Here is a 25,757-nt window from a genome sequence, read left to right as displayed (position 1 = left end):
CTCAGTGCTCCATTTCCGTCTGGGCCGCCGCGCCCCGGGAAACCCGTCCGAACAGCGCCGCGAGCAAGTGGCAGCCCGCCAGGAGCAGGAGCGCCGCGCCCAGCGGCCACCAGAACAGGTCCCGCTTGGGCTGGTGGCTGAAGGTCTTCACCTTGTGAGGCGTAAGTCGGTCGAGTGTCGCGTACACCTCTTGCAGTGCGCTGCGATCATCCGCCCGGAAGAAGAGTCCGCCCGTGGTATTGGCGATGTCCTGGAGGGTCTCCAGGTCCACTTTGGCATCGCCAGTGGCATCGGGGTCGCCGATGCCGATGGTGTGCACGATGATCCCGCGCGCATTCGCCAGCTTCGCCGCATGGACGGGGGTGATGGCGCTGCCGGTGTCGTTACCGTCGGTGAGCAGGATCAGCACTTTTTCCTGCTCCATGGTGTTTTCCAGCAGCTTGATGGTGAGCCCGATGGCATCGCCCAGGGCGGTGTTCGGCCCGGCCATGCCAATACCGACCTCATCCAGCAGCACGCGCAGGCTGGCGTGGTCGAGGGTGAGCGGTGCCTGCGGGTACGCGCCGGTGCCGAATACGATCAGGCCGATGCGGTCGTCCTTGCGCCGTTCGATGAAGTCGCGTACCACGCCTTTCACCGCCACCAGGCGATTCACCTGGCGGCCGCTGGCATCGGTGTAGTCGGTGGTCTCCATGGACTGGGAGATATCGATGGCGAGCATCAGGTCGCGGATCGGCTGCTCGTGCTGGATGGCCTTTTCGACAAACACCGGTCGCGCGCATGCCGCTACCAGCAGGGCCCAGACCAGGAGGTTGAGCAGTATTTGCCAGCGCCCTCCCCGCCCCCCGCTGGCCCCCGGCACCTGGCCGACGGCGCGGCTCATGGCCGAAAAGAACGGTACTCGCAAGGCGCTGCGAGCCTCGCGGTATTCACCCAGATAGCGCCACGCCAACCACGGCAGAGGCAGCAGGAAGAGCACCCAGGGATAGTCAAACTGCCACATGGTGCGCCTCTATCCAGTGCCGGCTGGTGGCGAACAACGACCGCACATTCGCATCGGGAATGGCCAGGAGCCGTGCATCCGGCGCATAGGCGACGACGAACAGGCCCCCAGCGAAGCCTTCCGGCAAAGGCGCCGGGGCGCGCTCGGCAAGGAACCGCTGCCACTCCTGGCCTCCCAGACGCGCTACGGGTGGCGCATCGGGCATGGACAGCGCGACACGCTTGAGCAGCTCCGGCAGCTCGCGCATGGCCGCAAGGCGCCGCTCATGGTCATCCAGTGCGCCCACCAGGGTATCCAGCCGCACCAGCGCTTCCCGCCGGTAGCGGTCACGCTGCCAGCGCCGCCATATCAGGGTGCCCCACACCAGGGCAACGGCCAGCACCACCAGCAACAGCACCAGCCAGCCCCAGGTCTGGGGCCAGTAGCTGTAGGGAGGCACTGGCAGGGCCAGCTCCTTGAGTTGATCGATGCTCGGCGCTGCGGTAGTGCTCATCGCGGCATCCCCGATAGCCGACCCAGCTCGCGCCGCACCTGGTCGAGGGTGTCCTCGCCGGTGTTGATCATCATCACCGGCACCTGGCTGCGACGCAGCAATTCGGCTACCTCCTGCAAGCGTCCGGCGAGGAACTCGCCCAGGGGGCGCTGGACCTGGCGCCGCTCCACCTCCAGTTTCACCTGCAACTCCCCCTGGGTCACGGTGACGCGACCCTTCTCGGGAACGTTTAGCGCAATGGGGTCGTAGACCTGCATGGCGATCACATCGTTGTGCGCGCTGAGCTGGCGCAGCAGTTGCAATGTCTGCGTACTGACCCCGGCGAAGTCGCTGATGATGCAGATGAGGTGGTCGTGGCCCGCTGCGCCGATGCAGCTGCGCAGCACAATGTCGAGCTGATCGCTACCCTCGCTGTCGGGTAGGTCGACGCTCAGGCGGTGATTGGCCCGGACCACTGCCGCGCACAAGGCTTCGATCCGGTTGCGGCTGCGCAACGGGCGGATGTGCTCCACCCGCTGATCGTCGAACACCAGGCCGCCCACGCGGTCGCCAGAATGGAAGGCCATCCAGGCGGACAAGGCTGCCAGCTCCGCCGCCGTCACCGACTTGAAGTAGCGCTGGGAGCCGAAATACATGTTCATGCGTTGATCCACCAACACCAGCGTCGGCCGGTCGCGCTCTTCGGTATAGGTGCGCACGAAGGGTTTGCCGAAGCGTAATGACGCCCGCCAGTCGAGGTGCCGCAGATCGTCGCCGGGAATGTAGTGGCGCAACTCGTCGAAGCTCAGCCCGCGCCCCCGCAGGCGCGAAGCGTGGTTGCCGGAGAGAATGCTCGACAACGGCTGACGGGAATGAAAACTCAGGCCACGGACGCGATGCTCCAGCGCCATCAGTTGGGCGAGTGAAACGTAGACGAAGCCATCTGGAGCCGTTTGCGTCTGTTGCATGGCCATGGGTCCACTCAGGCAGGGATCGCCACCTTGTCCAGCAGGCGGTCCAGGACCTGGTCCGCACTCACGCCGTCGGCGATGGCGTCATAGGAAAGCTGCAGACGGTGGCGCAAGACCGGGTGCACCACGGCGCGCACATCGTCCGGCGAGACGAACGCGTTGCCCGCCAGCCAGGCGTGGGCCCGTGATACGCGGTCCAGGCTGATGCCGCCCCGAGGGCTGGCACCGATATTGATCCAGCGGGCGAGGTCGGCGTCGTAGTCGGCTGGGTGGCGCGTCGCGTTGATCAGATCGATCAGGTAGCGGTCTATAGCGTCCGAAACATGCACGCCGGCCAGTTCTCGCCGCGCCGCGAACACCACCTCCTGAGGCAGCCGCACCGGCTCCTGGCGCGTACCCTGCGCAGCCTGTTCCTCGCCCCGCACCAGTCGCAGGACCTGCGTCTCGTCTTCCACTTTCGGGTAATCCAGTTGCAGCTTCATCAGGAAGCGATCCATCTGCGCTTCCGGCAGCGGGTAGGTACCTTCCTGCTCGATGGGATTCTGCGTCGCCAGCACCATGAACAGGCCCGGCATCGGGTAGCTCTGGCCGGCGACGGTGATCTGCCGCTCCTCCATGGCTTCCAGCAGAGCGGCCTGGACCTTGGCCGGGGCGCGGTTGATTTCGTCAGCGAGGATCACGTTGCCGAAGAGCGGGCCCGGCTGGAACTTGATCTGGTTGCCCTCGGCGGTCTGCTGGAGGATCTCGCCGCCAGTGATGTCTGACGGCAGCAGGTCCGGGGTGAACTGGATGCGGCGCATCTGCGCCTCCAGATGGGTGGCGAGTGCCTTGACCGTGCGGGTCTTGGCCAGGCCCGGCAGGCTTTCCAGCAGTACATGGCCGTTGGCCAACAGCCCCAACAACACGTGGCGAATGATATGGGCCTGCCCCAGCACCAGTTCCGAAACGCTGGCTTCCAACTCGGCAATCTGCTCGCGTGTAGTCACTTATTCATTCCCTGACTGAGCCTGGTTCAGAAAGTTGACCATCGACGCTTGCGTGGAGTGGCGCACTGTCGGCCAGCCCTGCTCGGGCCTGGATCGCCTACACCGGACGCATTCGTGAACTGCGGTCCGGTAACTCTAGCCGCAAGTGGTTCATGCGCCAGCAAGCTCCGGATTTTGTGTTGCGCTGCAGAGACGAGCATCTAGGCTGGAGAACGAACCCGGGGATTAGCCCTACTGCAGAGGACGCGCCATGTTCAGCACCTGCTACCCAGTCACGCGCCCCATCGGACTCACTGCTCTGGCCTCAGCACTCTGGATGCTGTCAGCGACGAGCTGGGCGGGTGGCATCCTGATCTACGAGGCCGGCCAGGAAGGCGCGGGCCTGGCCAACGCGGGCGCCGCGGCGCTGGCCACCGACCCCAGCGTGCTGATGAACAACCCCGCGGGTCTTACGGAACTGCCTGGCACCCAGATCAGCGCGAACGCCCAGGTGATCCTCGGCGACATCCGTTTCTCCCGTGATGCCGGCAACCAGTTCGACGGTAACGAAGGGGGCAACGCGCTCCAGTACCTGCCGGGTTCGAGCCTGTTCGTCAGCCACCAGATCAATGACCAGGCTGCCATCGGCTTCGGCATGTACGGCAACTTCGGCCTCGCGCTCGACTACGACGACGACTGGGCTGGGCGCTACTTCACCCAGGAGGCGGCCATCATCGGTGTGTCGCTGCAACCGACCTACGCCTACAAGATCAACGACGACCTCTCCATCGGTTTCGGGCCGCGCATGATGTACGGCTACTACCGCACCGAGGTGGCAGTCAACAACAACCTGCTCGGCCTGGTCGACCGCCCGGATGGCCAACTCGAATACAAGGACACCGACTTCGGCGTGGGCTTCAACATCGGCCTCTTGTATCGGGTGAATGAGCGCACCCACGTCGGCCTCGCCTACACCAGCAAGGTGGACCTGGAATTCTCCGACCGCCCCAGCGTCGACGACATCAGCAACCCGCTACTGAACCTGGCATTACGGCAGCTGAACGTGGACAGCCTGGACATCGACATGGAAGTTCCGCAAACCGCGGTACTGAGCATCGCCCACGACCTGGATTCGCAATGGAAGCTACTGGCCAGCCTCGGCTGGCAGGACTGGAGCGAGTTCGGGAACATCGGTGTCGAAGTGGACGCCGACAACTTCGGTACCAGTCGAAGCGTGGACCGCCAGTACAAGGACACCTGGCACGCGTCGGTGGGCGCCCAGTACCAGGCCACCGATAAGCTGCGCTGGAGCATGGGCGTTGGCTATGACAGCTCAGCGGTGGACGACGAAGACCGTACCGTGGACAACCCCATGGCCGAATCCTGGCGCCTGGCCGCAGGTGTGAACTACCAGATCGACGAAGGACTCGACCTGCACATGGCCTATACCCTCATCTGGCTGGGCGACATGGACGTGGAACAGACCAAGCAGCGCTCGGGCAACAGTCTGTCCGGCAGCTACGACAACACCTCGCTGCACATCATCGGTGGCGGCGCGACTTGGCGGTTCTGAGGGCACAGGCAACCTGGCTGTTGGGCTTCGCTTCGCTCTGCGCCAACCTACAGGAAGTTCGTGCCACCGCCGTTCGCGAGCAGAGCTCGCTCCTACCGTTATTCCGCCGCCCACAAAAAGGTGCTCTTCCTGTGGGGGCGAATTCATTCGCGATGGGCTGCGCAGCAGCCCCGTAGGGTGGGTCACGATTCACCGACCCACCATGGCGGTCGAACGCTGCATCGATGGTGGATGTGAAGCGCGACATCCGCCCTACCCAGCGACGTCGTTCGCGAGCAGAGCTCGCTACTACGGTTTTTTGCCACCCACAAAAATGCCCTCTGAAGAGGGCAATTTCGTTTGTTCGAGGTATCAGCTCGGCAGCTTGGCGTAGCGGGCCAGTTGCTGGTCGCGACTCATTACGTCGAGGGTCGCGGCGAGTACCTCTTCGCCGGTCGCGTCGGGGCTGGCGAAGATGGTCGAGAAGTTGGCCTGGGTGACCTTCGCGAAGTGGGCGCGGTCAGCCTGCTCGACGCCCAGCAGGGTGGCATAGGCATCCAGGGCTTCGCCCTGACCCTGGGCCATGTCCTCGGCGATGCTGTCGAGCATGCCGTTCATGGCGAACACCGAGCGGCCGCCATAACCCAGCTTCACGCTGGAGTCGCAACCGTTGGTACCTGAGGTCAGGCCGAAGGTGGCGTTGCCCGAAGTACCGTTGGTGGTGGTGGCCAGCAGGTGCGGGATCAGGCCGCTCTGGCCTTCGAATACCATGTTCCCCCAGCCACAACCACCGCCCCCGGCCTGCCCCGCCTGCGCCGCGACGCCGGCAGTGCTGAGAAGTCCGAAAATAATGGCCTTGCCAATGAGTTTGTTTGTCATTTTTTCATTCCTTGGTTGATGAACAGCAAGTCACGTGACTGCACGTACGACTTCCACGCTGAACGACACGTAAACGTCCTGAAGGTTTAGGCGAGACCCCAACGACTTTCAAATGCGATCTCGCAGGAAAGCCCGCCGCTTGCCCTGCTGGCCGCGATTCACTGCTTCCAGTAAGGCTCAATCGCTTGCAAACGCGGGTCGTCGGGCGCCACTTCGCGCATACGTTTGACGTACTCGAACGCCTCGTTCCGCTCGCCTTCCACGGCGTGTAGGTAGATCAGCGAATAGAGCAGGTCCGCGTCCGCAGGGGATTGTTCCAGCCCGCTACGCAGCGCGCTCAGCGCGTCACCGCGGCGATTCATGCGCGATAGCAGAAGGCCCTGGTTGTAGCGGATGCGTGAATTGCCAGGCAGTTCGACTGCGGCCTTTTCCATCCAGTTCAACGCCTCATCCGCCCTGCCGCGCTCGACCAGCAGCAAGGACAACATGTAAGCGAGATTGCCATGGTCGGTTTCCGGCATCTTTTCCAGTGCCAGGCCCTCGCGCAGCAACTGCTCGGCCTCATCCAGGCGCTGGGAGGAGCTGGCGAGCGTCACCAGATTGACCCGCGCAGGCGAGAAGTAAGGGTCGAGCTTGAGCGCCTGGCGGTACTGCTCCATCGCCTCGCCATCGCGCCCCTGGCGCGACAGCATGACTGCCAGGTTGAGGCGGCCGCCGGGCAGGTCAGCGTTGCCGCGCAGGCGCCGCTCATAGTCGGCCAGCAAGGACCTGAAGGGCTCGCGGCGCTCGGCCGGCAGTTGCTCCGGCGGGATATCGACCAGGGCACGGACGGTTTCGTCACGCACCGCGCGGGTCGGGTCTTCCAGTAGCGGCAGCAGAGGTTTCAGCCGCTCGGCTGGCGGCACACTGGCAAAGCCCGAAACGGCATAGGCACGTACCAGCGCGCTGTCGTCCTTGAGCGCCCATTGCAGGTTGGAGATAGCCGGCGGGCCAAGGTCGGCCATCTGCTCGGCGGCGGTGGCGCGGACGATGGCCGGCTTGCCTTTGTCTGCCAGCACCGAGCCGAGCAGGCTCAGCGAGATTCCCTGACCACTGCGCACAGCATGGAAGTCTTCACCGTAGTGTGGCGGGCGATTCGCCTTGCCATACCAGCCTTCGATGGCTGTCGCCGCCCATGCGGGCTTCTGATCCTGGTGGCAACTGGTACAGGCATCCGGGCTGCCGGACTTGGCCGCCAGGTCGGGACGCGGGATGCGCAGGCTGTGGTCGCGGCGCGGGTCCACCACCATGTAGGTTTTGCTTGGCATGTGGCAATTGACGCACTGCGCACCGGGCGTGCCGGGCTCATGGTGGTGGTGAGCCTTGCTGTCGTAGTCCTTGGCCTGGAGGCTGGCGAAGCGCGCCAGCGGCAGGTTGGTGTTGTGGCATTGCAGGCAGAGGCCGTTGCCCTTGATCCGCACCTGGGTGGTATGCGGGTTATGGCAGTCGGTGCAGGCGACCCCGGCCGCATACATCTTGCTCTGGGTGAAGGAGCCGTGCTCGTAGACTTCGCCGTCGATCTGACCGTCAGCATGGTAGAGGCCCGCACGCAGCGTGGCCGGCAGGCTCTGGTCCAGCTGCGGCTGCCCCGGCTCCTGCCCCGTGCCCAGACTCTGCCGGCGGCTGTGGCAGTACGCGCACTGCTCCACCAGCCCCTTGCTGCCCAGGGCCTTGAAGTCGACCTTCAGGCCCAGATCGGCAGCCGCCGCATAGGTCTTGTTGGCCGACTTGTTCTGTTTCGCCCAGTCGACGTGGGCCTGACCCGGACCGTGGCAGCCCTGGCAGCCGACGGTCTGCTCATGCCAGGTGGAGGAGAAGCTGTCCTGCTTGTCGTCGTAGTGCTTCATCAGGCGCGTCGAGTGGCAATCCGCGCACATCGAGTTCCAGTTCTGGTAGCGCCCGGTCCAGTGCAGCGGGTCGTTCGGCGCGAATCGCTGGCCTGGATAGAGGGAGAACCAGCGCTGTCCGCCCTCCGCCTTGGAGCGGCTGTCCCAGGCGATGGTCAGGGCCTGCAACCGCCCGCGCGGCAGGGCGACGAGGTATTGCTGCAACGGGGAGAAGCCGAACGTGTAGAGGACCTGGAAGTCAGCAACCTTGCCGTCCTCGCCTTCGGTGTTGACGAAGTAATCGTCGCCCTTGCGGAAGAAGCGCGCCTTGACCCCGGCTTCGTCGAAAGTCGCCGCGTCGAAGTTACCCAGCACATTGCCGGCTTCTGCCTTGCGCATGGCCCAGCCATGGTCGGAGTCCTTCCATTGGCCGGCCTCGGTGGCGTGGCAACCCAGGCAACTGGCGCCATCGGCGTAACCTTCCGCCTCGCTGGACTGCCCGGGCATGCGGCCGACACCTTCGGCCCAGGCCGACTGTAGACCGAGCAGCATCAGCAGCACCACGCAGCGGAACAACCCGTTCCCCCCGCTCTTGAAACACCCCATTCCCTTGCTCCACGGTCAATTCGAATCGCCCTGTTCCGGGCTCTTGTTCTGTTCGCACACCCCATGTGCGCACTTCAGACTAGTGCATGCCTCCAGCATCTGTCTGTCGAATGGCACGAGGAAGGCCGATGGAATACAGCGGACTCCGGGCACGTGCCAGAGCGCCGTCGAACAAAGCCAGCCGCCTCCCCTTGCTCTCCAGTTCCACCCTCCCTATCCTGCCCCGGCCGCGGTCAATCCCGTGGCCGGGTTTGACAGCCCGAAACAACATTGGCGCGAGTGCGCCGCAAGGTGCATGCGAAAAACGGCGGACGTTTTTTGCAGGCAGCTGGAGGACGGCACGAAGGTTTCGCCGTGAGTCCGCTTCGCGACTGAAGTCGCTCCCACAGGGCCATCTCGCAACCCGTAGGTTGGTCCGAGGAACGAGGCCCAACACCGTGGCGCGGAGCATTGATGGATGGAAAAAGCGTCATCCACCCTACCCACAGCGCCGTCTTGCAACCCGCAGGATGGGTTGAGGCACGAAACCCATGCGGTTCGGAATCCATGGGTTTCGCGAGGTCGACCCTGGGGCAACTGCGTTGCCCTTGGCGAATGAAATCGCCCCCACAGGGATACCGAGTATGAATGGATCTCCCTCACCGGGCGCGATACGCCCCTAGGTCGACGCGAACACGATGATCGGCCCGCACACGGCCAGCAACACGTTGGAGATGGCGTAGCAGACGGTGAAACCAATGACCGGCGTATTACTGCCCGACTGCTCGATGATCTTGTTCATCGACGCCGCTTCGGTCTGGGCGCCAGCCAGGGCGCCGAAGAGGATCATGGGGTGCAGGCGCAAGACATAGCGGCCGAAGTAAAGCGCCACCAACGGTGGTAGCAGTGTCACCACAACCCCCGATATCAGCAGCGAGATGCCCTGCTCCTGCATCGCGGAAATCGCCGCTGGGCCCGCCAACAGCCCCACTACTGCGCCAAATGCGGTCAGGCCAAACTCGGAGAAAGCCCACTGCGCCGCAGGTGGCAAGGCGCCGATCTCGGGATGCCGGGAGTTGTACCAGCCGATCAGGAGTGCAACCAGCAGCACCCCGCCACCGACGCCCAGCTCGATGGGGATCATCCCGACATGGGTCGAAAGCATGCCCAGCAAGGCTCCCGCCACCATGCCCAGGCTGTGCACAGCGATGTCGGACTTGTAGCTGCGCTCGCGCACCCGCCCCACCTGGGCGGCCAGTGCCTCGACACTGGAGGTGCGCCCAGTGAGGGAGATGACGTCGCCACGCCGCAGCACGGTATTGGGCAGCAGCGGCAATTCAAGCCCCTGGCGGGTGATGGTGTTGATGAAGCAGCCCATCCGTTCCGCCCCGAGCAGGCACGCTTTGATTTCGTGGAGGGTCTTGCCGGCCAGCTCGCCGGAGGTCAGCACGATATCTGCCGAGCGGGTCGGGAAAGAGAGCGCCTGGGGATGATCCTCTTCCGGTCCTACCCATTCGGCCAACTGGCCCACGGCCTCCCGTAGCGCATAGATCCCCGCGATGTCCCCGGCCCGAATCACCAGGCCCGGATCGCGTTCGATAATCTGCCCGCCCCTCACCACGCGCTCGACGCTCATGGTCGGGTGCAACTGCTCTATGTCAGCAATGGTGCTACCCGCCACGCCGCCTTCCGCAACCTGGTGCGCCCGTACCACGATGCGCGTGTAAGGGATGCTGATGATTTCTTCGTTGCTGGCGATGCCCAGTTCCAGCTCCAGTTCCCGCGCCGAAGTACGCATGTCCACGCCCAGCAGCCGGGGCGCGATGCTGCCGACGAAGACGATCAGTCCAATGGTGCCGAACAGGTAGGTGATGGCATAGGCGATGGCCATGTGGCTGTTGAGCTGGGCCTTGGCCGCGTCGTCCAAAGGCAGCTGGGCGATGGCACTGCTGGCGGTGCCCATGATCGCGGTGTCCGTCAGCGCGCCGGCGCCGAGGCCAGCCGTAAATCCGGCGTCGAAGTGGTAAACCGAATTCATCAGCAGGATGGCGCCCAGGGCGGTGGCACAAAGCACCACCGAGAACAGCACCAGCTTGAGCGTGCCGCGGTTGAGGCTGCCGAAGAATTCCGGCCCGCTCTTGAAGCCCACGGCATAGATGAACAGCACGAAGAACACCGACTTCAGCTCGTCGGGCACCTCCAAGCCAATCTGGCCGATGACGAGCCCCATCAGCAAGGCGCCGGCCACCGAGCCCAGGTGGAAGCTGCCCAGCTTTATCCGGCCGACCAGCACGCCCAGCGCAATCGCCAGAAAAACAGCTATTTCCGGGTGCGAGCGCAGCGCAGCGATGACGAAATCGATCATCGCCCGTTCCCTTCCTGATCCGCATCCTTGGCTGGAGCTGGGTACCAGCGCTCTTTCGGCACCCATTTTTCTTGCGCGGGGTCGCCCAGGTAGTGCGGCGACATGATCTGCACGCCGTACTCGTTGAACACGTCCTGGATGTTGGCGTGCAGCATGGTCAGCAGCTCGGCGCGCGGACGCGGCTCGCTGGGCACGGCCTGGGCCACCAGCCGGTACTCGGGGTAAAAGTCCGACAGCGCCGTCTGGAACACCTGCGGCAGCGGTTTCTGGAGGATGCCAGGCGTGCGCCGCGCAGCTTCCAGCAGCATGGCCTCCACCTGGCGCCAGGCTGTGTCGTAGCCGATGGTCACGGTGGTATCCACCACGTAGCCCTGGCCCTGCACGACGCGGGAGTAATTGCGGGTGACCGAGCCGGTGATCATCGAGTTGGGAATGGTCAGCACCTCGCCGAGGCCGGTGCGGATGCTGGTGGTGAACATCCCCAGCTCGGTGACGGTACCCTCGTTATCGCCGATGCGCACGTACTCGCCGGGGCGCAGGGTGCGGGTGTAGGTGAGGATCAGCCCCGCGGCCGCCTGCCCCACTACGCTGGATGCGCCCAGGGAAATCATCAGGCCGATCAGCACCGACAACCCCTTGAATGCCTCGGTCCCAGCCCCGGGCAGGTAGGGATAGGCCATGGCCAGGGCGAACAGCCAGATGGCCAGCGAAGTCAGGCGCGTTGTGGGTTGCAGTGTCTCGTGGTTGAGCCAGCTGATGGTGCCCGGGCGGGAAAGGCGCTCCAGCAGCCGCTTGCTGAAGGCGCTGATACCCCGTGCGATGAAGAAGATCAGCAGCGCGATGACCAATCCCGGAATCGCACTGACGATGGCATCCAGCATGTAGTGCACGAGATCCACCAGGTACTCGTTGAGGCTTTCGCCCCAGGGCCGGGTATAGGGGAATCGCTGCAGCACGAAGCTCAGCCATTCATAGGTGAGCAGCAGCACCAATGACCAGAACACCAGTGCCAACAGGCGTCGGACCACGGGGAACAGGTTGCTGCTATCCACCAGCTGCGTCTCGCCGATCCTCAGCGCGCTGGTGTGCCGGCCCATGCGTCCTGGCAGCCAGGACAGCGCCCGGCGGTGCGCCCAGCCGAGCAGTTTCAGCAGTCCGATATAGAGCAGCGTCGCTGCTGCGGAGAATCCCCCGGCCGTCAGCAGGAAGCGCAGGCTGCGAGCCTCCGCCGATTCCGCAACCACCTGGCGCAGCTTTTGCACCGCCACTTCGGCGTCCTCGCGCACTGAAGTTTCACCGGCATCCAGGTCGTTCGGCGAGACGATGAAGGCGCGTCGGTCGCCCAGCAGGACCATATAACTGTCCTGGATGCTGTCGAGTCTGACCTCGGCTTCCTCGGTGCCGTCGAGCACTTCGCGGATCACCGCACCCGCGCGGCTGGCACGGGCAGCGGGTGATTCACCGAGGAACGTGGCGCGAAAGACGAAGATACTGCGGTTGGCGACTTTCAGTTCGGCGGGTTCCGCCACCGTGGTCGCTACCTCCTCCGCCGCGTGTGCGACGGCGGAAAGCGCCATCGAGAGAATCCAGAAGATCGTGGCTCCCCACCAACTGATCCTTTTATCCATGTAGCGCACTCCGGCCCGTTCTCGTTGTCCGCCAGGCACCCCCGATTCCTGGCCTGGCGAGTTGCAGCCTAGTCCAGTTCGCGAAATCGAATCGGGATTCAGGCACGCGAGTACCTTGTACAGACAACAGCCAACCGCATCACGGATTCGCCTCCAAAGTGGCGCGGCAGCTGGATTTCCCTCTTTCTACGACGGACGGATGGGCTGGCGTTTCGGAAAAATTTGTGTAGGCTCACGTGAGAAATTTCTGACAGAAAACGGACTTCTGCCTGACAAACCGAATTTCAGGACTCGGCCGCAACGAAGAACTCGCCTCAACCTGGATCATTGTGATGACCGGACAGAGCCGAGCCATTGCGCCGCAGCCTCCAGCACAGGTTGCATCGGCACCTTGCACCCGAGGGGGACGCAAGGTGTTTTCGCGGTACTGAATCTCAAACGTTAAAGGCCTGCCCCTGCGCGACAGGCCTCTTGGTGAGCATATGGATATTGATACCAAGCCCGGCACCCCCGTGCCGCCCGCATTCAGGCCCCAGTGCCGCGCCATGGCCCTGGAACCACGCATCCTGTTCGACGGCGCAGCCGCCGCGGCCGTGGACCAGCAGCACCAGGACGCCGGTGACGCCGGCAAGCCTGCAGCTGATCACGCCACGCCCAACGACGCCCGCAGTGAACCCGGTCAGCAACCCTCCGCCAGCCGCCACCTGTTGGTGCTGGACAGCCGCATCGACGGCCGCGAGAAACTGACGGCGCAACTGCCCGGCAATGTCGAAGTATTGGTGGTGGAAGCCAACCAGGATGGTCTTGCCGCCATCTCCGCTGCACTGGCCCAGCTCGGCCAGGTGGATTCCATCCAGATCCTTTCCCATGGTGCCGCCGGCGAATTCACCCTCGGCAAGACCACCCTGAGCGCCGACAACATCGGCCAGTTCGCCCAGCCCCTCAGCCAGTGGAGCCAGTCGCTCAGCGAAGGCGCCGATATCCAGCTCTACGGCTGCAAGGTTGGCGAAGGTAGCGCCGGGCGTACCCTGGTCAACGAACTGGCGCGCTGGACCGGCGCCGACGTCGCCGCCTCCAGCGATGACACGGGTAGCGCCCGCGCAGGCGGCGACTGGGACCTCGAAGTCACCAGCGGCGACGTCGACAAGCCCATCGCCCTTGCTGCCGCAGCCACCGCCGGCTACGACCGGCTGCTGGCGGCCGGGCCGACCACTACCCTCTCCGGCGGCGCCGATGTACTGCTGGGAAACACCTTCAACTTCGACGTTACCTTCACCAATATCACCACCGACACCGGCTATGCGCCCTTCATCGACCTGTTCTTCCCGGCAACAGGCAAGGACGGTGCAGGTGCAGAGATCGACGACGGCATCACCTTCGTCACGGCCAGCTACCTCGGGCAGAACCTCACCACCCATGTCCTGACCTTCGACGCCAACGGCCAGGCGAGCCACCCGCTGGCAGTGGGAACCGACGGCAAGCCGGTGATCATCAATGCGGCCGATTTCGGCATGCGCGCCGGCGACCAGATGGTGGTGGTCGAACTGCCGTTCGCCAGCGTCACCCTGGGCCAGCCACCCATCACCGTGCAAGTGACGGCCGCGTTGAGCGACCTGGCTGATACCGATTTCTCCTTCTCCGGGTCGACGCCGGACCTGACCATCCGTGCGCGCAGTGGCTTCCAGTACGGCAACGACTCCCTGAACAACCCGGCGACCGACCCCAGCATCCTGGAGCCGTCCGCCAACGCCGACAGCTACGTGGTGCACCCGACGGTGATCACTTTCGACCAGGTCATCACCACCCCTGAAGGCGAAACCGCAACCGGCCCCAACTACGGCCGCGAACTGGACGTCACCATCACCCCGGCCGACGCCCAGACCCTGACCGATGTGGTATTGACCCAGCCGGTGCCGGACAACGTCATCGTGACCGCCATTACGCCCGGCGGTGGCGGCATCATCACGTCCATCACCTTGCACAACGGCGGCACGGTTACCGATCCGACGTTCATCCAGCGCATCCTGGCGCAGAACAGCGACGGCGACCTCAGCAACGACCTGTACATCAGCGAGTTCACTGTCCGCTATCCGACCCTGAACACGCCGACCACCACCAGCGTGCAGTTCTTCGTCCCGGACGACGACGCCAATGGCGTGCCCGTACTCAACGCCGCCACCGGTGATGACGTCACCATCACCTTCGACGGACCGACTGCGGCAGGCAACTGGGTCCCCCTCGACCCTCGCGACGCCACTAATGGCCCGATCGCCTTCGACGGAACCGGTGACGACGTCAGCTTCGTCGCCAAGTCCATCACCCTGGAGAAACAGGTCAGCGTGCGTACCGATGGCGGCACCACCGGCCTCAGCCCGGGGGATGTCCTGGACTACCGACTGAACATCGCCCTCTCCGACTATTTCGCCTTCGGCAGGACCTTCCTGGGTGCCGGCAACTTTGCGGTCGTCGACAGCCTCGGCGACGGCCAGACCCTGATCCCCGGTACCGCCACCCTGACAATCAGTCAGAACGGCATCACCCAGACCGTCGCCCTGCTTTCTCAATCCATCGTCAACGCCGATGGCAGTACGTCCATCACCTTCAATATCGGTGCCTCGCTGGCGAATGCGTTCGGCCTCCGCCAGTGGCTCAACGGCGACCTGGCCTTCGATGACGTGTTGCAGGGCGCCACCCTGGCGGTGCTCGCCTACCAGGCTCGGGTTGCCCAGAGTTACACCCCGCCGGCGGGCGCGCCCCACAGTGAAATCAACGAAGGCGACTCGTTCGGCAACAATGCCACGGTGACCGCCACCGTCCTCTTCGACCCGAACAACCTCAGCGGCTTCGATGAGAGCGACGCTTCCAACACCGTCAGCACCATTCCCACCAGCCAGGTGCAGATCGATCTGGCGGGCCTCAATGGTGGTGGAGCTCCGGCGCCGGGTACCGAATTGCGGCCTGGCGATACGGTCACATTCCGCCTCAGCTACGACCTGGTGACCGGCGACTACGAGAACTTCAAACTCACCGCCTACCTGCCGCTGCCGCTGTTCGACCTCACCGGCATCGACCCCAACACCATCTGGCGCCTGGCCACCGGCAACACCAACCCCAACAGCCCCACGTCGGTCACCATCGGCCCCGGCAACTCGCTGGTGTTCACCTTCGCCGACTATGTGAATACGGGCATCACGGGCAGCCGGATCGCCATCGATTTCACCCTCACCGTCAGCGACCAGCCCTTCGCCGACCAGCGCGCCTTCAACGTGCTGGGCGAATCCAGCCAGACCCGCACCCTGGACAAGAGCGTCCTGCTCACCACCGATGACGTGACGCTGATCGCCTCGGTGGCCGAGCCCGTGCTCAGCATGAGCCACGGCGTGGTGTCGACCAGCCACGGCACGGTGACCGGCACCACCGGCACTTGGAATGCGCCGGGCACCACTGGCGTGCCCTTCAGTGGCAGCATCACCGACATCCTCGCGGTCAATGGCAATGTCACCGGTATCGATGCGAGCGACAGCCTGCGACTGGCCACCGCCATCGAGAACCGTGGCGGCGGCACCGCCTATGACGTCAGCACCCGCATCACCCTGCCGCCAGGCCTGTCCTTCGTCGGCGGCAACCTGTCCAGCGCCAACCTGTTGATCTATCGCGGCGACGGCACCCAGCTGGTAGCGGGCACCCACTTCACCGTGGACAACGCCACCAACACCATCACCTTCATCGATGCTCCCGGCGTCGGCGCCTTGCTGGCCGGCCGTCCGGGTACGGCCGCCGACAACAGCGGCGCCAACCTGGTAGTGATTACCTACGACGTGCAGGTCGCGGCGGCCATCGGCGCCAACGCCACCCTGCAGACCACCGCCGAGCTGACCCACTACGCCAGTGCCGAGGGCGGGCAGAATTTCGTGCCAGTGCCGCTTTCCGACCTTGCCAGCCAGCAGGTCGCGGCGCCGGTAATCAGCAAGAGCTTCGCCGGCGGCAGCCTGGACAACGGCGACTCCAGCGCAGGTCACACCACCGGTGCGAACCTGGTGGTCGGCGAAAGCATGCTCTACGACATCATCGTCACTCTGCCCGAGGGCTCTACCCAGAACCTGCGCATCGACGACCTGATTCCGCCCGGCCTGCGCCTGGACACCGCTTTCAACGGCAACCTGGGCTATCAACTGATCACCACCGCTGGCGGCGCATTGACCGCCAACTTCGCCGGCTCGGTCACCATCGGCAGCCTCACCGCCCCCACCGGCACCCTGGGTGCCGACGGCGCCGATGCGCGCTTCATCTTTACCGCGTCCAGCGCAGCCGGCGACAACAACGTCGGCAACAACAGCTTCGTGATCCGTGTGCGCCTGGTGGCCAGCAACGTCATCGGCAACCAGGCCGGCGGCGTTCGCCAGAACGACGCGCGCTTGAGCTACAGCGATCCGGACGGCGACACCCCCAACGGCACCGTGCCGCTGAATCGCGATGTGAACCTGACCGGTACCAAGCCGGCGATCACCATCCACGAACCGACCCTGCAGCTCAGCCAGCAACTGATCACCACCCCGGGCCTGGGTTTTGACGAAGGCGACCGCGTCGACTTCAGCATCACCATTGCCAACGGCAATGCCGGCAGCGATTTCGATGCCTTCGACATCGCCTTCTCCAGCCAGCTGCCCACCGAGATGGATCAGCTCGCCCTGGTCAGCGTGACCTACACCGTCGGCGGGGTCAGTACCGATATCAGCGGCAGCTTCGTCCTTGATCCGAACGGTCGATTCTTGATCAACACCGGCAATGTCGACATCGCCAAGGGCGGTACCATCGTCATCCGGGTGACGGGCGTGGTGAATGCCACCGGTGCGTCCGTGGCTCAGTTCGACAACCTCGCCAATGTCCGCTGGACCAGCCTCAACGGCAGCAACATCAACGGCGCCGCCGACCCTGCCGACGAACGCACCGGCCTCGACGGCCTGATCAATACCGGCGTCCTGAACGATTACCAGCGCAGCAACGCCCTGATCATCCCGGTGGCCCAGGCCATCCGCTTCTCGCGGGTTGGTGGCCTCTCCGATACCGCCGCGCCCAACCCGACGGATGCGCTCGTGGAAAACGTGAGCATCGGCGAGATCATCCGCTACCGCGCCGCCGTGCTGGTTCCCGAGGGCAGCAACCCCAACTACCAACTGATCATCACCCTGGACGACGGCCTGACGGTGGATGACATCAGCACCATGCGCATCGGCTTCATTTCCGATGGCGGGCTGGTCACCAGCCTGGGGGACCTGATCATCGGCGGTACCTTGCAGATCATCGGCAACGAGGACAGCCCGCAAGCCCAACTGATTACGCCCGACCTGTCCGGCGCAGCGCCTACAGGTGTGATCAATCCGATCTACGTGGTGCTGGACATCGACGCCAACGGCAGGCAGGTGGTGACCATCAACCTGGGCAACCTCACCAACGGCCCCTTCGGCACCGGTAATGACGGCAATGACGAAGATCTCGAAGGCGTGGTCTTCGAATTCAATGCCCGGGTGGACAACAGCCTCGGCAACCAGAGCGCCAAGCAGCTTGGCGTCACGGCGCATGACCGCGTCAACGGTATTGTCCGCACCACCAGCGATACCCTGTTCGAGCGCATCGTCGAGCCCGGTTTCGCCAGCCTGAACAAGACCGTCACCGACTTCAACGCGAACCCCGGCGGCACCCTCGGGACCGCCACCGTCACGGTCGGCTTCACCGCCAACGGCGGCCTGCCAGCCTATGACGTGCACCTGACCGATGGTTTCCCCACCGGCAGCAACTACACCCTGCTCAGCATCACCATCGGCGCCAACACCTACGGTCCGGGCAACCTGCCGGCCGGCGTCAGCTTCAGCACCACGGGCGGTGTGACCGTGGATATCGCTCGGATCGACCCGGGCACCAGCGTCAGTGTGGTGTACAGCGTCCAGGTACCGAACAGCGCAACCATCGCCAGCACCGATGCCACCCTGAGCTGGAGCAGCCTGCCGGAAACCTTCACCAGTTGGGGTGGTACGGCCGTCGGTGCCGACAGCACCGCTGCGGGCGAACGTACCGGTGCGGACGGCCCTGGCCCCGACGGTACGACCCTGAACAACTATGTGCTTCGCGAAGGCGCCGGGCTCGGGATCATCAGCGGCACCCTGTGGAACGACACGGGCACCGCTGCCACCGCGCCGAACGACGCCACGCCGGACCCTGACCCGGTTCCCGGCACGCCCGCCTACGAACTGGCCATCGCCAACCAGACCATCAACCTGATCTGGGCCGGCAATGACGGCGTGCTCGGCAATGGCGACGACAAGACCTTCACCACGACCACCGACGCCAATGGCCGCTTCTCCTTCGGCGTGCTACCCAGCGGCCTGTTCCGCATCGACGCGCCGACCACGGTGAACAGCATTGCCCAGTTCGGCGAACTGCGGATTCGCATCGATACCGATGGCAGTACCCTCGGCCAGGTCCAGGTGACCCTCGGCGAAGGCGTGGCGCAACAAGCCAACTCCGGCTATGTCGAACTCAACGATGCCCCGGTGAATACCCTCCCCGGCTTCCAGCCGGGACTGGAAGACACACCCCTGGCGATTCCCGGTATCAGCGTCAGCGACATCGATGCCGAGCGCGACCCGGACATCAACAGCCGCGCCATCCAGGTCAACCTCAACGTTCTTCGCGGCACGTTGTCCCTCACCGGTCCGACCACCGGCGTGACGGTGACTGGCGCCGGTACCGCGAACATGGTGCTGGTGGGTCGGGTCGCCGACATCAACGCCGCACTCGCCGGCCTCAGCTACCTGGGCAACCTCAACTTCAACGGCGTCGATTTCCTCCAGGTCGTGAGCAACGACCTGGGCAACTATGGCGATTTCAACGGCAACGGCATTCCCGGGGAACTGGCGGACGCACGCACCGACGACGACTTCCTGGTGATCCGCCTCGACCCGGTGAACGACGCCCCCATTGCGGTGAATGACAACGCCACGGCGGTGGAAGCCGGCGGTACGTTCAACCGCCTGCCGGGTGTCGACCCGCGCGACAACCTGCTGGATAACGATACCGACGTCGATATCGCCACCAATGGCGACCAGATCCGCGTCGTTTCGGTCACCTCGCCGCTCGGCGTACCGGTCTCGGTTCCCCTGCTCGGCTCGGTGGAAGTCCTGGGCCGCTACGGCAAACTGGTGGTCCAGTCCAACGGCGCCTACCAGTACATCGTCGACAACGCCAATCCCGAGGTGCAGGCCCTGCGCCAGGCGGGCGACCAGTTGAACGAGAGTTTCACCTACGTGATCTCGGACATCGGCCTCGGCGGCCCGCCGCTGCAATCCTCGGCCACTCTTTCGGTCGTCATTCAGGGCGCCAATGACACCCCGGTCGGTATCAATGACGAGGGCACCGCCATCGAGAAAGGCGGCGTCAACAACACCGATATCGGCAACCCCGGCGACACGCCGCCAACCGGCTTCCCGGTTCCCGGCGCCAACGCCACCGGCAACGTGCTGGACAACGACCTGGATGTGGACGGCGGCGAGAACCCGGCGGACCCGATCGACTACGGCGAAACCAAGAGGGTCACCGGCGCGCGCGCGCTGCGTGAGCTCGCGCCAGGCCTGCTGACCATCGTCCCTGCCGGCGGCAGCGTGAACATCATCGGCACCTACGGCACGCTGAACATCGCCTCCGATGGCACCTACACCTATGTGCTCAACGAAAACGCCACCGCCGTGCAGCGGCTGGGGCCGAACGACACGCTGACCGAGTTCTTCAGCTACCAGGTCACCGATACGGCAGGCTTGAACGACCTGGCCGAGTTGCGCATTACCATTCGCGGCAACTACGACAACCCCCTGGCCAGCGATGACCAGGCTGTCGCCCAGGCCGGCTCCGGCCCCACCGCCATCGGTGAAAGCAACCCCAGCGGCAACGTCATCCTCTTCCCCAGCCGCCCCGGACCGGTCACCCAGCCTGGCGGCAATGGCGTGGACAACGACGTCGATGCGGCCGACCGGCCCAATACCCTGCTCAGGGTCAATGGCGTGCGCTCGGGCCTGGAAACGGCGGGCGGTGTGCTGATCGGGGTGGCTACCGGCTCTACCAGTACCACTGGCGCCACCCTGCTGCTGGGCAACTTCGGCCTGCTGCGCATCGGTGCCGACGGTTCCTTCACCTATGACGTGGACAGCGCCAACCCGACGGTGCAGGCATTGCAAGCCGGTCAGACCCTGACCGAGACCTTCACCTACCAGATCATCGACACCAACGGCTTCACCGATCTGGCCCAGTTGGTTATTACCGTTCGCGGGGTGAACGACCCGCCGGTAGCCCAGAACAGTTTCAACATCGCTGTCGAACGCGGCGGTGTGGCCAATGGTCAGGCGGGCCTCGACCCCACAGGCGATGTCCTGCTCAACGACTTCGACCCGGATGGCGACCCGCTCGCGGTGATTTCAGTCAGCAACGACGAACTGGGCACCACGGGCATCATCGGCCAGGCCTTCGACGGCCAGTACGGCACCCTGACGCTGAATGCCGACGGCACCTACAGCTACGTCCTGGACAACGACAATCCCGAGGTGCAGGCACTGCGTCTGCTCTCTGACTTCCTCATCGAGCGCTTCACCTATGCCATTTCCGATGGCCTGGAAGCACCGCAATCCGCGCAACTGGTGATCCTCATCCTCGGCCGCAACGACAACCCGGTCGCGGATGACGATACGGCCACGGCCGTGGAAGCCGGCGGGGTGAACAACAGCAGCGCCGGGGTCGACCCGATTGGCAACGTGCTGGACAACGACGCCGACGTCGATGGCGGCGCCCTCGATGCCATCGACTACGGTGAAACCAAGGCGGTGGGATCGGTGCGTACCGGCGCCGTGGAAGGCGCAGGTACAGATGGAATCCTTGGCACCGAACTGCGTGGCCAATATGGCTGGCTGACCCTGAACGCCGACGGCAGCTACAGCTACCGCCTGGACAACAGCCTCACGGCGGTCCAGGCCCTGCGCGCCGGCAATACGCTGCTCGATACCTTCAACTACAGCGTCGTCGACACCGCCGGCGCCACCGACATCGCCCTGCTGAGCATCACCATCGAAGGCGCCAATGATGCGCCGGTGGCTAACAACGACAGCGCCATCGCCGTCGAGGCCGGTGGCCTCGACAACAACCTGGATGGGGTCGACCCGACCGGCAATGTCCTGATCAACGACACCGACGTCGACCTCAACGGCGAGACGCTCACCGTGGTCGCTGTGCGCCACGGCACCGATGTCGGCATCATCGGCAGCGCATTGCTCGGCGAGTACGGCACCCTGACCCTCAACGCCGACGGCAGCTACACCTACCTCGTCGATAACGACGACCCCCGTGTGGAAGCCCTGCGCATTGCTGGCGACACGCTGCGCGAAACCTTCACCTACACCATCCGCGACCTGGCCGGCGCCACCAGTACCGCGACCCTCACCATCACCATCCAGGGCCGCAACGACAACCCGCACGCGATCCGTGTGGACCTGGTCGCCGTGGAGGCTGGCGGCACCAACAACGGCACCCTCGGTATCGACCCACGCATCAACGTCATGGCCAATGACACCGACGTCGACGCCGGCGATACCAAGACGCTCATCGGGATCCGCCTCGGCGACGAGCTCGGCGGCAACAACTTCATCCTGGTCACCGGTAGCCAGAGTATCGACGGCCTCTACGGCACCCTGATCGTGGAACCCAACGGCGAATCGCATTACGTGGTGAACAACTCCCTGGCGGCCGTTCAGGCGCTGAAGCCCGGGGACACGTTGCAGGAAGTCTTCTCCTACCGCATGCGCGACACCGCCAGCGCCCTGAGCATCGCCCGTATCACCATCACCATCCAGGGTGCCTGGGACGCCCCGGTCGCAGCAGACAACCTGAACATCGCCATCACCGACAATGGCGACGGCCTGGTATTGAACCCCACCGGTAACGTCCTGCCCAACGACAGCGATGTCGACCAGGGCGACCAGCTCACCGTCACCGGTATCCGCACGGGGCCGGAGAACGGCAGCGGCACCACCGGCTCCGTCGGCGACGTACTGGTCGGCCAGTACGGCACCCTGATCATCAATGCCGACGGCAGCTACCACTACACCATCGATATCTCCAACCCGGACGTGCTCGCCCTCGATCTGCTGGACACTCTGGTGGATCACTTCACCTATGAGGTGACCGACCTGGGCGGACTCACCGACCTGGCGCAACTATCGATCATCGTCATCGGCCGCAACGATGCCCCGGACGGCTTCGACGACGAGGCAACGGCCATCGAGGCCGGCGGCCTGAACAACGGTGTTCCGGGGCTGAACCCCAGCGGCAACGTGCTCGGCAATGACACGGATCTGGAAGGACAGCAGCTCTCGGTATCGGCCATTCGCACTGGCAGCGAAGCGGGCACTGGCACCAGCGGGACCGTTGGCACCGTACTGCGCGGCCTCTACGGCGACCTGACGATCAACGCCGACGGCAGCTGGACCTATGTGGTCGACAACAGCCTGGCCGCTGTCCAGGCGCTGCGCATCAGCGGCCAGACCCTGGTGGATGTTTTCACCTACACGCTCGCCGACACGCATCTGGCGACCGACACCGCCGAACTGCGCATCACCATCGACGGTCGCAACGACACGCCAGTCGCCCAGGATGACGACGCCACGGCGGTCGAGGCCGGCGGCGTGGGCAACGCCATTCCCGGTAGCAATCCCTCCGGCAACGTCCTGACCAACGACCAGGACGTGGACAGCGTCGCCAACGGCGAAACCCGGCAGGTCCTCTCGGCCACCAGCGAACTGGGCAACAGCGCGCTGGTCGGGCAGGCCCTGGTGGGCCGCTACGGCACGCTGACCCTCAATGCCGATGGCAGCTATGTCTATGTGCTGGATAACGCCAACCCGTTGGTACAGGCACTGCGCACCGCCGGCGAAACCCTGCGCGAAACCTTCACCTACGTCATGCGCGACACGACTGGTGCTCAGTCCGAAGCAAGGCTGAACCTGCTGATCCAGGGCGCCAACGACAATCCGGTTGCCCAGGACGATGGCAACCTTGCCAGCGACCAGACCCCGGCGCCCCAGGCCACCGGCAATGTGCTGCCGAACGATTCGGACGTGGACGGCGGTGAGCTACTGCAGGTAGTGGGCATCCGCAGTGGTGCAGAGAACGGCACCGGCACGACGGGCCTGGTCGGCCAGCCCATCGCCGGTCGCTACGGCACCCTGGTGATCAATGCCGACGGCAGTTACACCTACAGCATCGACCTGACCAATCCCGAAGTGCTCAGGGCCGCCGGTCTCGGCCGCGTCCTGCAGGACGTCTTCACCTACACCGTGGGCGACCGCGCCGGCGCGACCGACCTGGCGCAACTGACGATCGACCTGGATATCGCTGCGCCCTTCATCCCCGCACCACGGGAACCCATCGGCCCGCACGAGGACCGTGACGATCTCGACCCGTTCCGCCGCCCGCCGCTGCCCGGCGTGGACCCGGTGGTCTTCGTCGGACCGGTGGTGGAGCGCGATGATCGCCAGCTGATGCTGTCTGGCTGGGACGCCGACGGCAGCGATCTGCGCCTGGGACTGGAACCGGAAATCGAGAGCGAAACCCTGAACGCGCACTTCGGCCAGATCAAGGGCCAGTTCGTCTCCCGCGCGGTACACGACAGCAGCGCCAACAGCGACCTCGACCTGGCGTGGATTCTCGGCCGACATGGCCGGACCAGCCTGAGCGCCGATGGGCTGCTGCCTGATCCGTCGGTGTTCGCCCCCACCCCGGAGAACCTGACCCAGGGCGATGCCCAGTTGCCGCCGCCCTCCGACGCCCGTACCGCCCCCGGCTTCCGTGCCCAGTTGCGCGAGGCCGCTGAGCGCCTGCGTGCACTGGGCAATGGGCCAACCGAATAAGCAAGGACCAAGGATCGACCATGCCAAGAACGCCCTACACGCTCCTCAGCGCCGCCATCGCCTCCACCCTGCTGCTGGGCGCCTGCTCGGCCATGAAGCCCCACGAGTACACGGACGAAGAAAGCCGACAGCGTATCATCCGCGACCAGGCGCAAATGTACGCAAATCAAGAGCCGGTGACGGCTCCCATCACCTTCTACGAGGCCGCGGCCCGGGCCCTGAAGTACAACCTGGACTACCGCCTGAAACTCATGGAGAGCGCGCTGGCCAGTGACCTGCGTGACGTTTCCAGCCATGAAATGCTGCCGCGCGTAGTCGCCTCGGCTGGCTATGCCGGGCGTAACAACGACTCCGGCGGCACCTCCATCGGCATCGAGGACCGCGAGCAAAGCTTGCGGGCATCCACCTCCGAAGAGCGTTATCGCGAACTGTACGGCCTGGGCCTCTCCTGGAGCCTGCTGGACTTCGGCGTCGCCTACTACCGCACCCAGCAGAAGAGCGACCAGATCCTCATGGCCGAGGAGCGTCGCCGCAAGGTGGCTCAGAACGTCCTGCAGGATGTGCGCAACGCCTACTGGCGCGCAGTCGGCGCCCAGCGCCTGATGCCCCAGGTCGATCGCCTGCTGGTGCGTACCCACCAGGCACTGCTCTCCGCCCGCGAGGCCGAGACCAAGGGCCTGCTGCCGCGTCAGGAAGTGCTGTCCTACCAGCGCGCCCTGCTCGACTCGATCTACCTGCTCACCGTGCGCCGCCAGGACCTGGAGTTCGCCCAGGCCGAACTGGCCGCTCTGATGTCGCTACCGCCGGGCTCGAAGCTGATCCTCCCCGACCAGACCGAGCAACCGCTGCCGGAACTGAACCAGGACATCGACCGGCTGGAACAGATCTCCCTGGAGAACCGCCCGGAGATCATGGAAGAGTGGTACCGCAAGCGGGTCAACGAGAATGACCTGAAGATCGCCAAGGCACAGCTCTGGCCCAACGTCAGCCTGGATTTCGGCTACAAGTACGATTCCAACAAATTCCTCTACAACAGCGACTGGACTGAAACCGGCCTGCAGGTGTCCATGAACCTGCTGCGCCTGTTGCAGCTGCCGTCGTTGAACGCCGCCGCCGAATCCCAGGAAAAGACCGACGACATGCGCCGTGTGGCACTGTCCATGGCCATCCTCACCCAGGTCCGGGTGGGCACCCTGCGCTACCAGCTGGCGCGCCAGGAAGTGGAGTTCGCCGACCAGAGCCTGCGGGTGGACCAGAGCCTGTTGGACTACGCCCAGGCGGCGCGCACCACCTCCTACGGCTCGGAGCTGGAGCTGATCCGCGCCGAAGGCCGCTACCTGCTTTCGCGCTACCAGCGTGAAGCAGCCTACTCGGACGCCCAGGCAGCCTGGGGCCGGCTGTATAACTCCGTTGGCCTGGACATCCTCCCGGAGCAGATCGAGAAGCACGATATCCAGACGCTGGCCCGAGAAATCCAGCGCACCCTGGGTGAACAGGAACACAGCAAACTTCTGGTCAGCAAATAAGGAA

At 64.7% G+C, this 25,757-nt stretch carries 11 protein-coding genes; 3 read left to right on the top strand and 8 right to left on the bottom strand.

Annotation, left to right across the window (positions count from 1 at the left end; translation table 11 throughout):
• Nucleotide 1 precedes the first annotated feature (1 nt).
• From E8E95_RS10020 to E8E95_RS10005, 4 genes are read right to left on the bottom strand one after another with little or no spacing between them, the layout of a single operon-like run.
• Nucleotides 2-1,003: a VWA domain-containing protein gene (locus tag E8E95_RS10020; RefSeq protein WP_280349688.1), complete on the bottom strand. Its 1,002-nt coding sequence runs from the start codon at nucleotides 1,001-1,003 to the stop codon at nucleotides 2-4.
• The gene (locus E8E95_RS10015) at nucleotides 990-1,496 is read right to left on the bottom strand and encodes a DUF4381 domain-containing protein (protein ID WP_280349687.1); all 507 of its coding nucleotides are present in this window, start codon (nucleotides 1,494-1,496) and stop codon (nucleotides 990-992) included. The genes E8E95_RS10020 and E8E95_RS10015 overlap by 14 nt, the downstream gene beginning before the upstream one ends.
• On the bottom strand, nucleotides 1,493-2,443 hold the full coding sequence (locus E8E95_RS10010) for a DUF58 domain-containing protein (protein WP_280349686.1): 951 nt from the start codon (nucleotides 2,441-2,443) through the stop codon (nucleotides 1,493-1,495). Before E8E95_RS10010 ends, E8E95_RS10015 begins: the two co-directional genes overlap by 4 nt.
• Nucleotides 2,444-2,457: 14 nt before the next feature.
• Nucleotides 2,458-3,432 (bottom strand): MoxR family ATPase, encoded by a 975-nt coding sequence (locus tag E8E95_RS10005; protein ID WP_280349685.1) that lies wholly within the window; start codon nucleotides 3,430-3,432, stop codon nucleotides 2,458-2,460.
• A 316-nt stretch (nucleotides 3,433-3,748) separates the two neighbouring features.
• On the opposite strand from E8E95_RS10005, the gene E8E95_RS10000 reads away from it, so the two are divergent.
• Entirely contained in the window at nucleotides 3,749-4,984 is a 1,236-nt protein-coding gene (locus tag E8E95_RS10000; protein ID WP_280349710.1) for an OmpP1/FadL family transporter, read from the top strand.
• 351 nt (nucleotides 4,985-5,335) lie between these two features.
• Here the strand turns inward: E8E95_RS10000 and E8E95_RS09995 are convergent, their stop codons facing one another.
• The 4 genes from E8E95_RS09995 to E8E95_RS09980 form a co-directional block, all read right to left on the bottom strand.
• Nucleotides 5,336-5,842 carry a DUF3015 domain-containing protein gene (locus E8E95_RS09995; protein WP_280349684.1) on the bottom strand — a complete coding sequence of 169 codons (507 nt, stop codon included), beginning with the start codon at nucleotides 5,840-5,842 and terminating at the stop codon, nucleotides 5,336-5,338.
• A gap of 158 nt (nucleotides 5,843-6,000) precedes the next feature.
• Nucleotides 6,001-8,313 (bottom strand): tetratricopeptide repeat protein, encoded by a 2,313-nt coding sequence (locus tag E8E95_RS09990; RefSeq protein ID WP_280349683.1) that lies wholly within the window; start codon nucleotides 8,311-8,313, stop codon nucleotides 6,001-6,003.
• A gap of 658 nt (nucleotides 8,314-8,971) precedes the next feature.
• Nucleotides 8,972-10,657 (bottom strand): aspartate-alanine antiporter, encoded by a 1,686-nt coding sequence (gene aspT, locus E8E95_RS09985; RefSeq protein ID WP_280349682.1) that lies wholly within the window; start codon nucleotides 10,655-10,657, stop codon nucleotides 8,972-8,974.
• Complete coding sequence (locus tag E8E95_RS09980) at nucleotides 10,654-12,234, bottom strand: mechanosensitive ion channel domain-containing protein (protein WP_280349709.1); 1,581 nt, start codon at nucleotides 12,232-12,234, stop codon at nucleotides 10,654-10,656. Before E8E95_RS09980 ends, aspT begins: the two co-directional genes overlap by 4 nt.
• A gap of 533 nt (nucleotides 12,235-12,767) precedes the next feature.
• Between E8E95_RS09980 and E8E95_RS09975 the strand changes: the two genes are divergently transcribed.
• Entirely contained in the window at nucleotides 12,768-24,227 is an 11,460-nt protein-coding gene (locus E8E95_RS09975; RefSeq protein ID WP_280349681.1) for a VCBS domain-containing protein, read from the top strand.
• A gap of 20 nt (nucleotides 24,228-24,247) precedes the next feature.
• Nucleotides 24,248-25,753 carry a TolC family protein gene (locus E8E95_RS09970; protein ID WP_280349680.1) on the top strand — a complete coding sequence of 502 codons (1,506 nt, stop codon included), beginning with the start codon at nucleotides 24,248-24,250 and terminating at the stop codon, nucleotides 25,751-25,753.
• The last annotated feature ends 4 nt before the right edge of the window (nucleotides 25,754-25,757 follow it).

This window comes from Pseudomonas sp. BN414, from assembly GCF_029871275.1.
In the GTDB taxonomy this organism is placed as follows: Bacteria; Pseudomonadota; Gammaproteobacteria; order Pseudomonadales; family Pseudomonadaceae; genus Metapseudomonas; species Metapseudomonas resinovorans_C.
This window is presented reverse-complemented; position numbering and strand designations above follow the sequence as displayed.

What these genes read in the sequence shown, in the direction of transcription:
- E8E95_RS10020 (WP_280349688.1), bottom strand. Translation starts at nt 1,003, where the DNA reads ATGTGGCAGTTTGACTATCCCTGGGTGCTCTTCCTGCTGCCTCTGCCG.
- E8E95_RS10015 (WP_280349687.1), bottom strand. Translation starts at nt 1,496, where the DNA reads ATGAGCACTACCGCAGCGCCGAGCATCGATCAACTCAAGGAGCTGGCC.
- E8E95_RS10010 (WP_280349686.1), bottom strand. Translation starts at nt 2,443, where the DNA reads ATGCAACAGACGCAAACGGCTCCAGATGGCTTCGTCTACGTTTCACTC.
- E8E95_RS10000 (WP_280349710.1), top strand. Translation starts at nt 3,749, where the DNA reads ATGCTGTCAGCGACGAGCTGGGCGGGTGGCATCCTGATCTACGAGGCC.
- E8E95_RS09995 (WP_280349684.1), bottom strand. Translation starts at nt 5,842, where the DNA reads ATGACAAACAAACTCATTGGCAAGGCCATTATTTTCGGACTTCTCAGC.
- E8E95_RS09990 (WP_280349683.1), bottom strand. Translation starts at nt 8,313, where the DNA reads ATGGGGTGTTTCAAGAGCGGGGGGAACGGGTTGTTCCGCTGCGTGGTG.
- aspT (WP_280349682.1), bottom strand. Translation starts at nt 10,657, where the DNA reads ATGATCGATTTCGTCATCGCTGCGCTGCGCTCGCACCCGGAAATAGCT.
- E8E95_RS09980 (WP_280349709.1), bottom strand. Translation starts at nt 12,234, where the DNA reads ATGGCGCTTTCCGCCGTCGCACACGCGGCGGAGGAGGTAGCGACCACG.
- E8E95_RS09975 (WP_280349681.1), top strand. Translation starts at nt 12,768, where the DNA reads ATGGATATTGATACCAAGCCCGGCACCCCCGTGCCGCCCGCATTCAGG.
- E8E95_RS09970 (WP_280349680.1), top strand. Translation starts at nt 24,248, where the DNA reads ATGCCAAGAACGCCCTACACGCTCCTCAGCGCCGCCATCGCCTCCACC.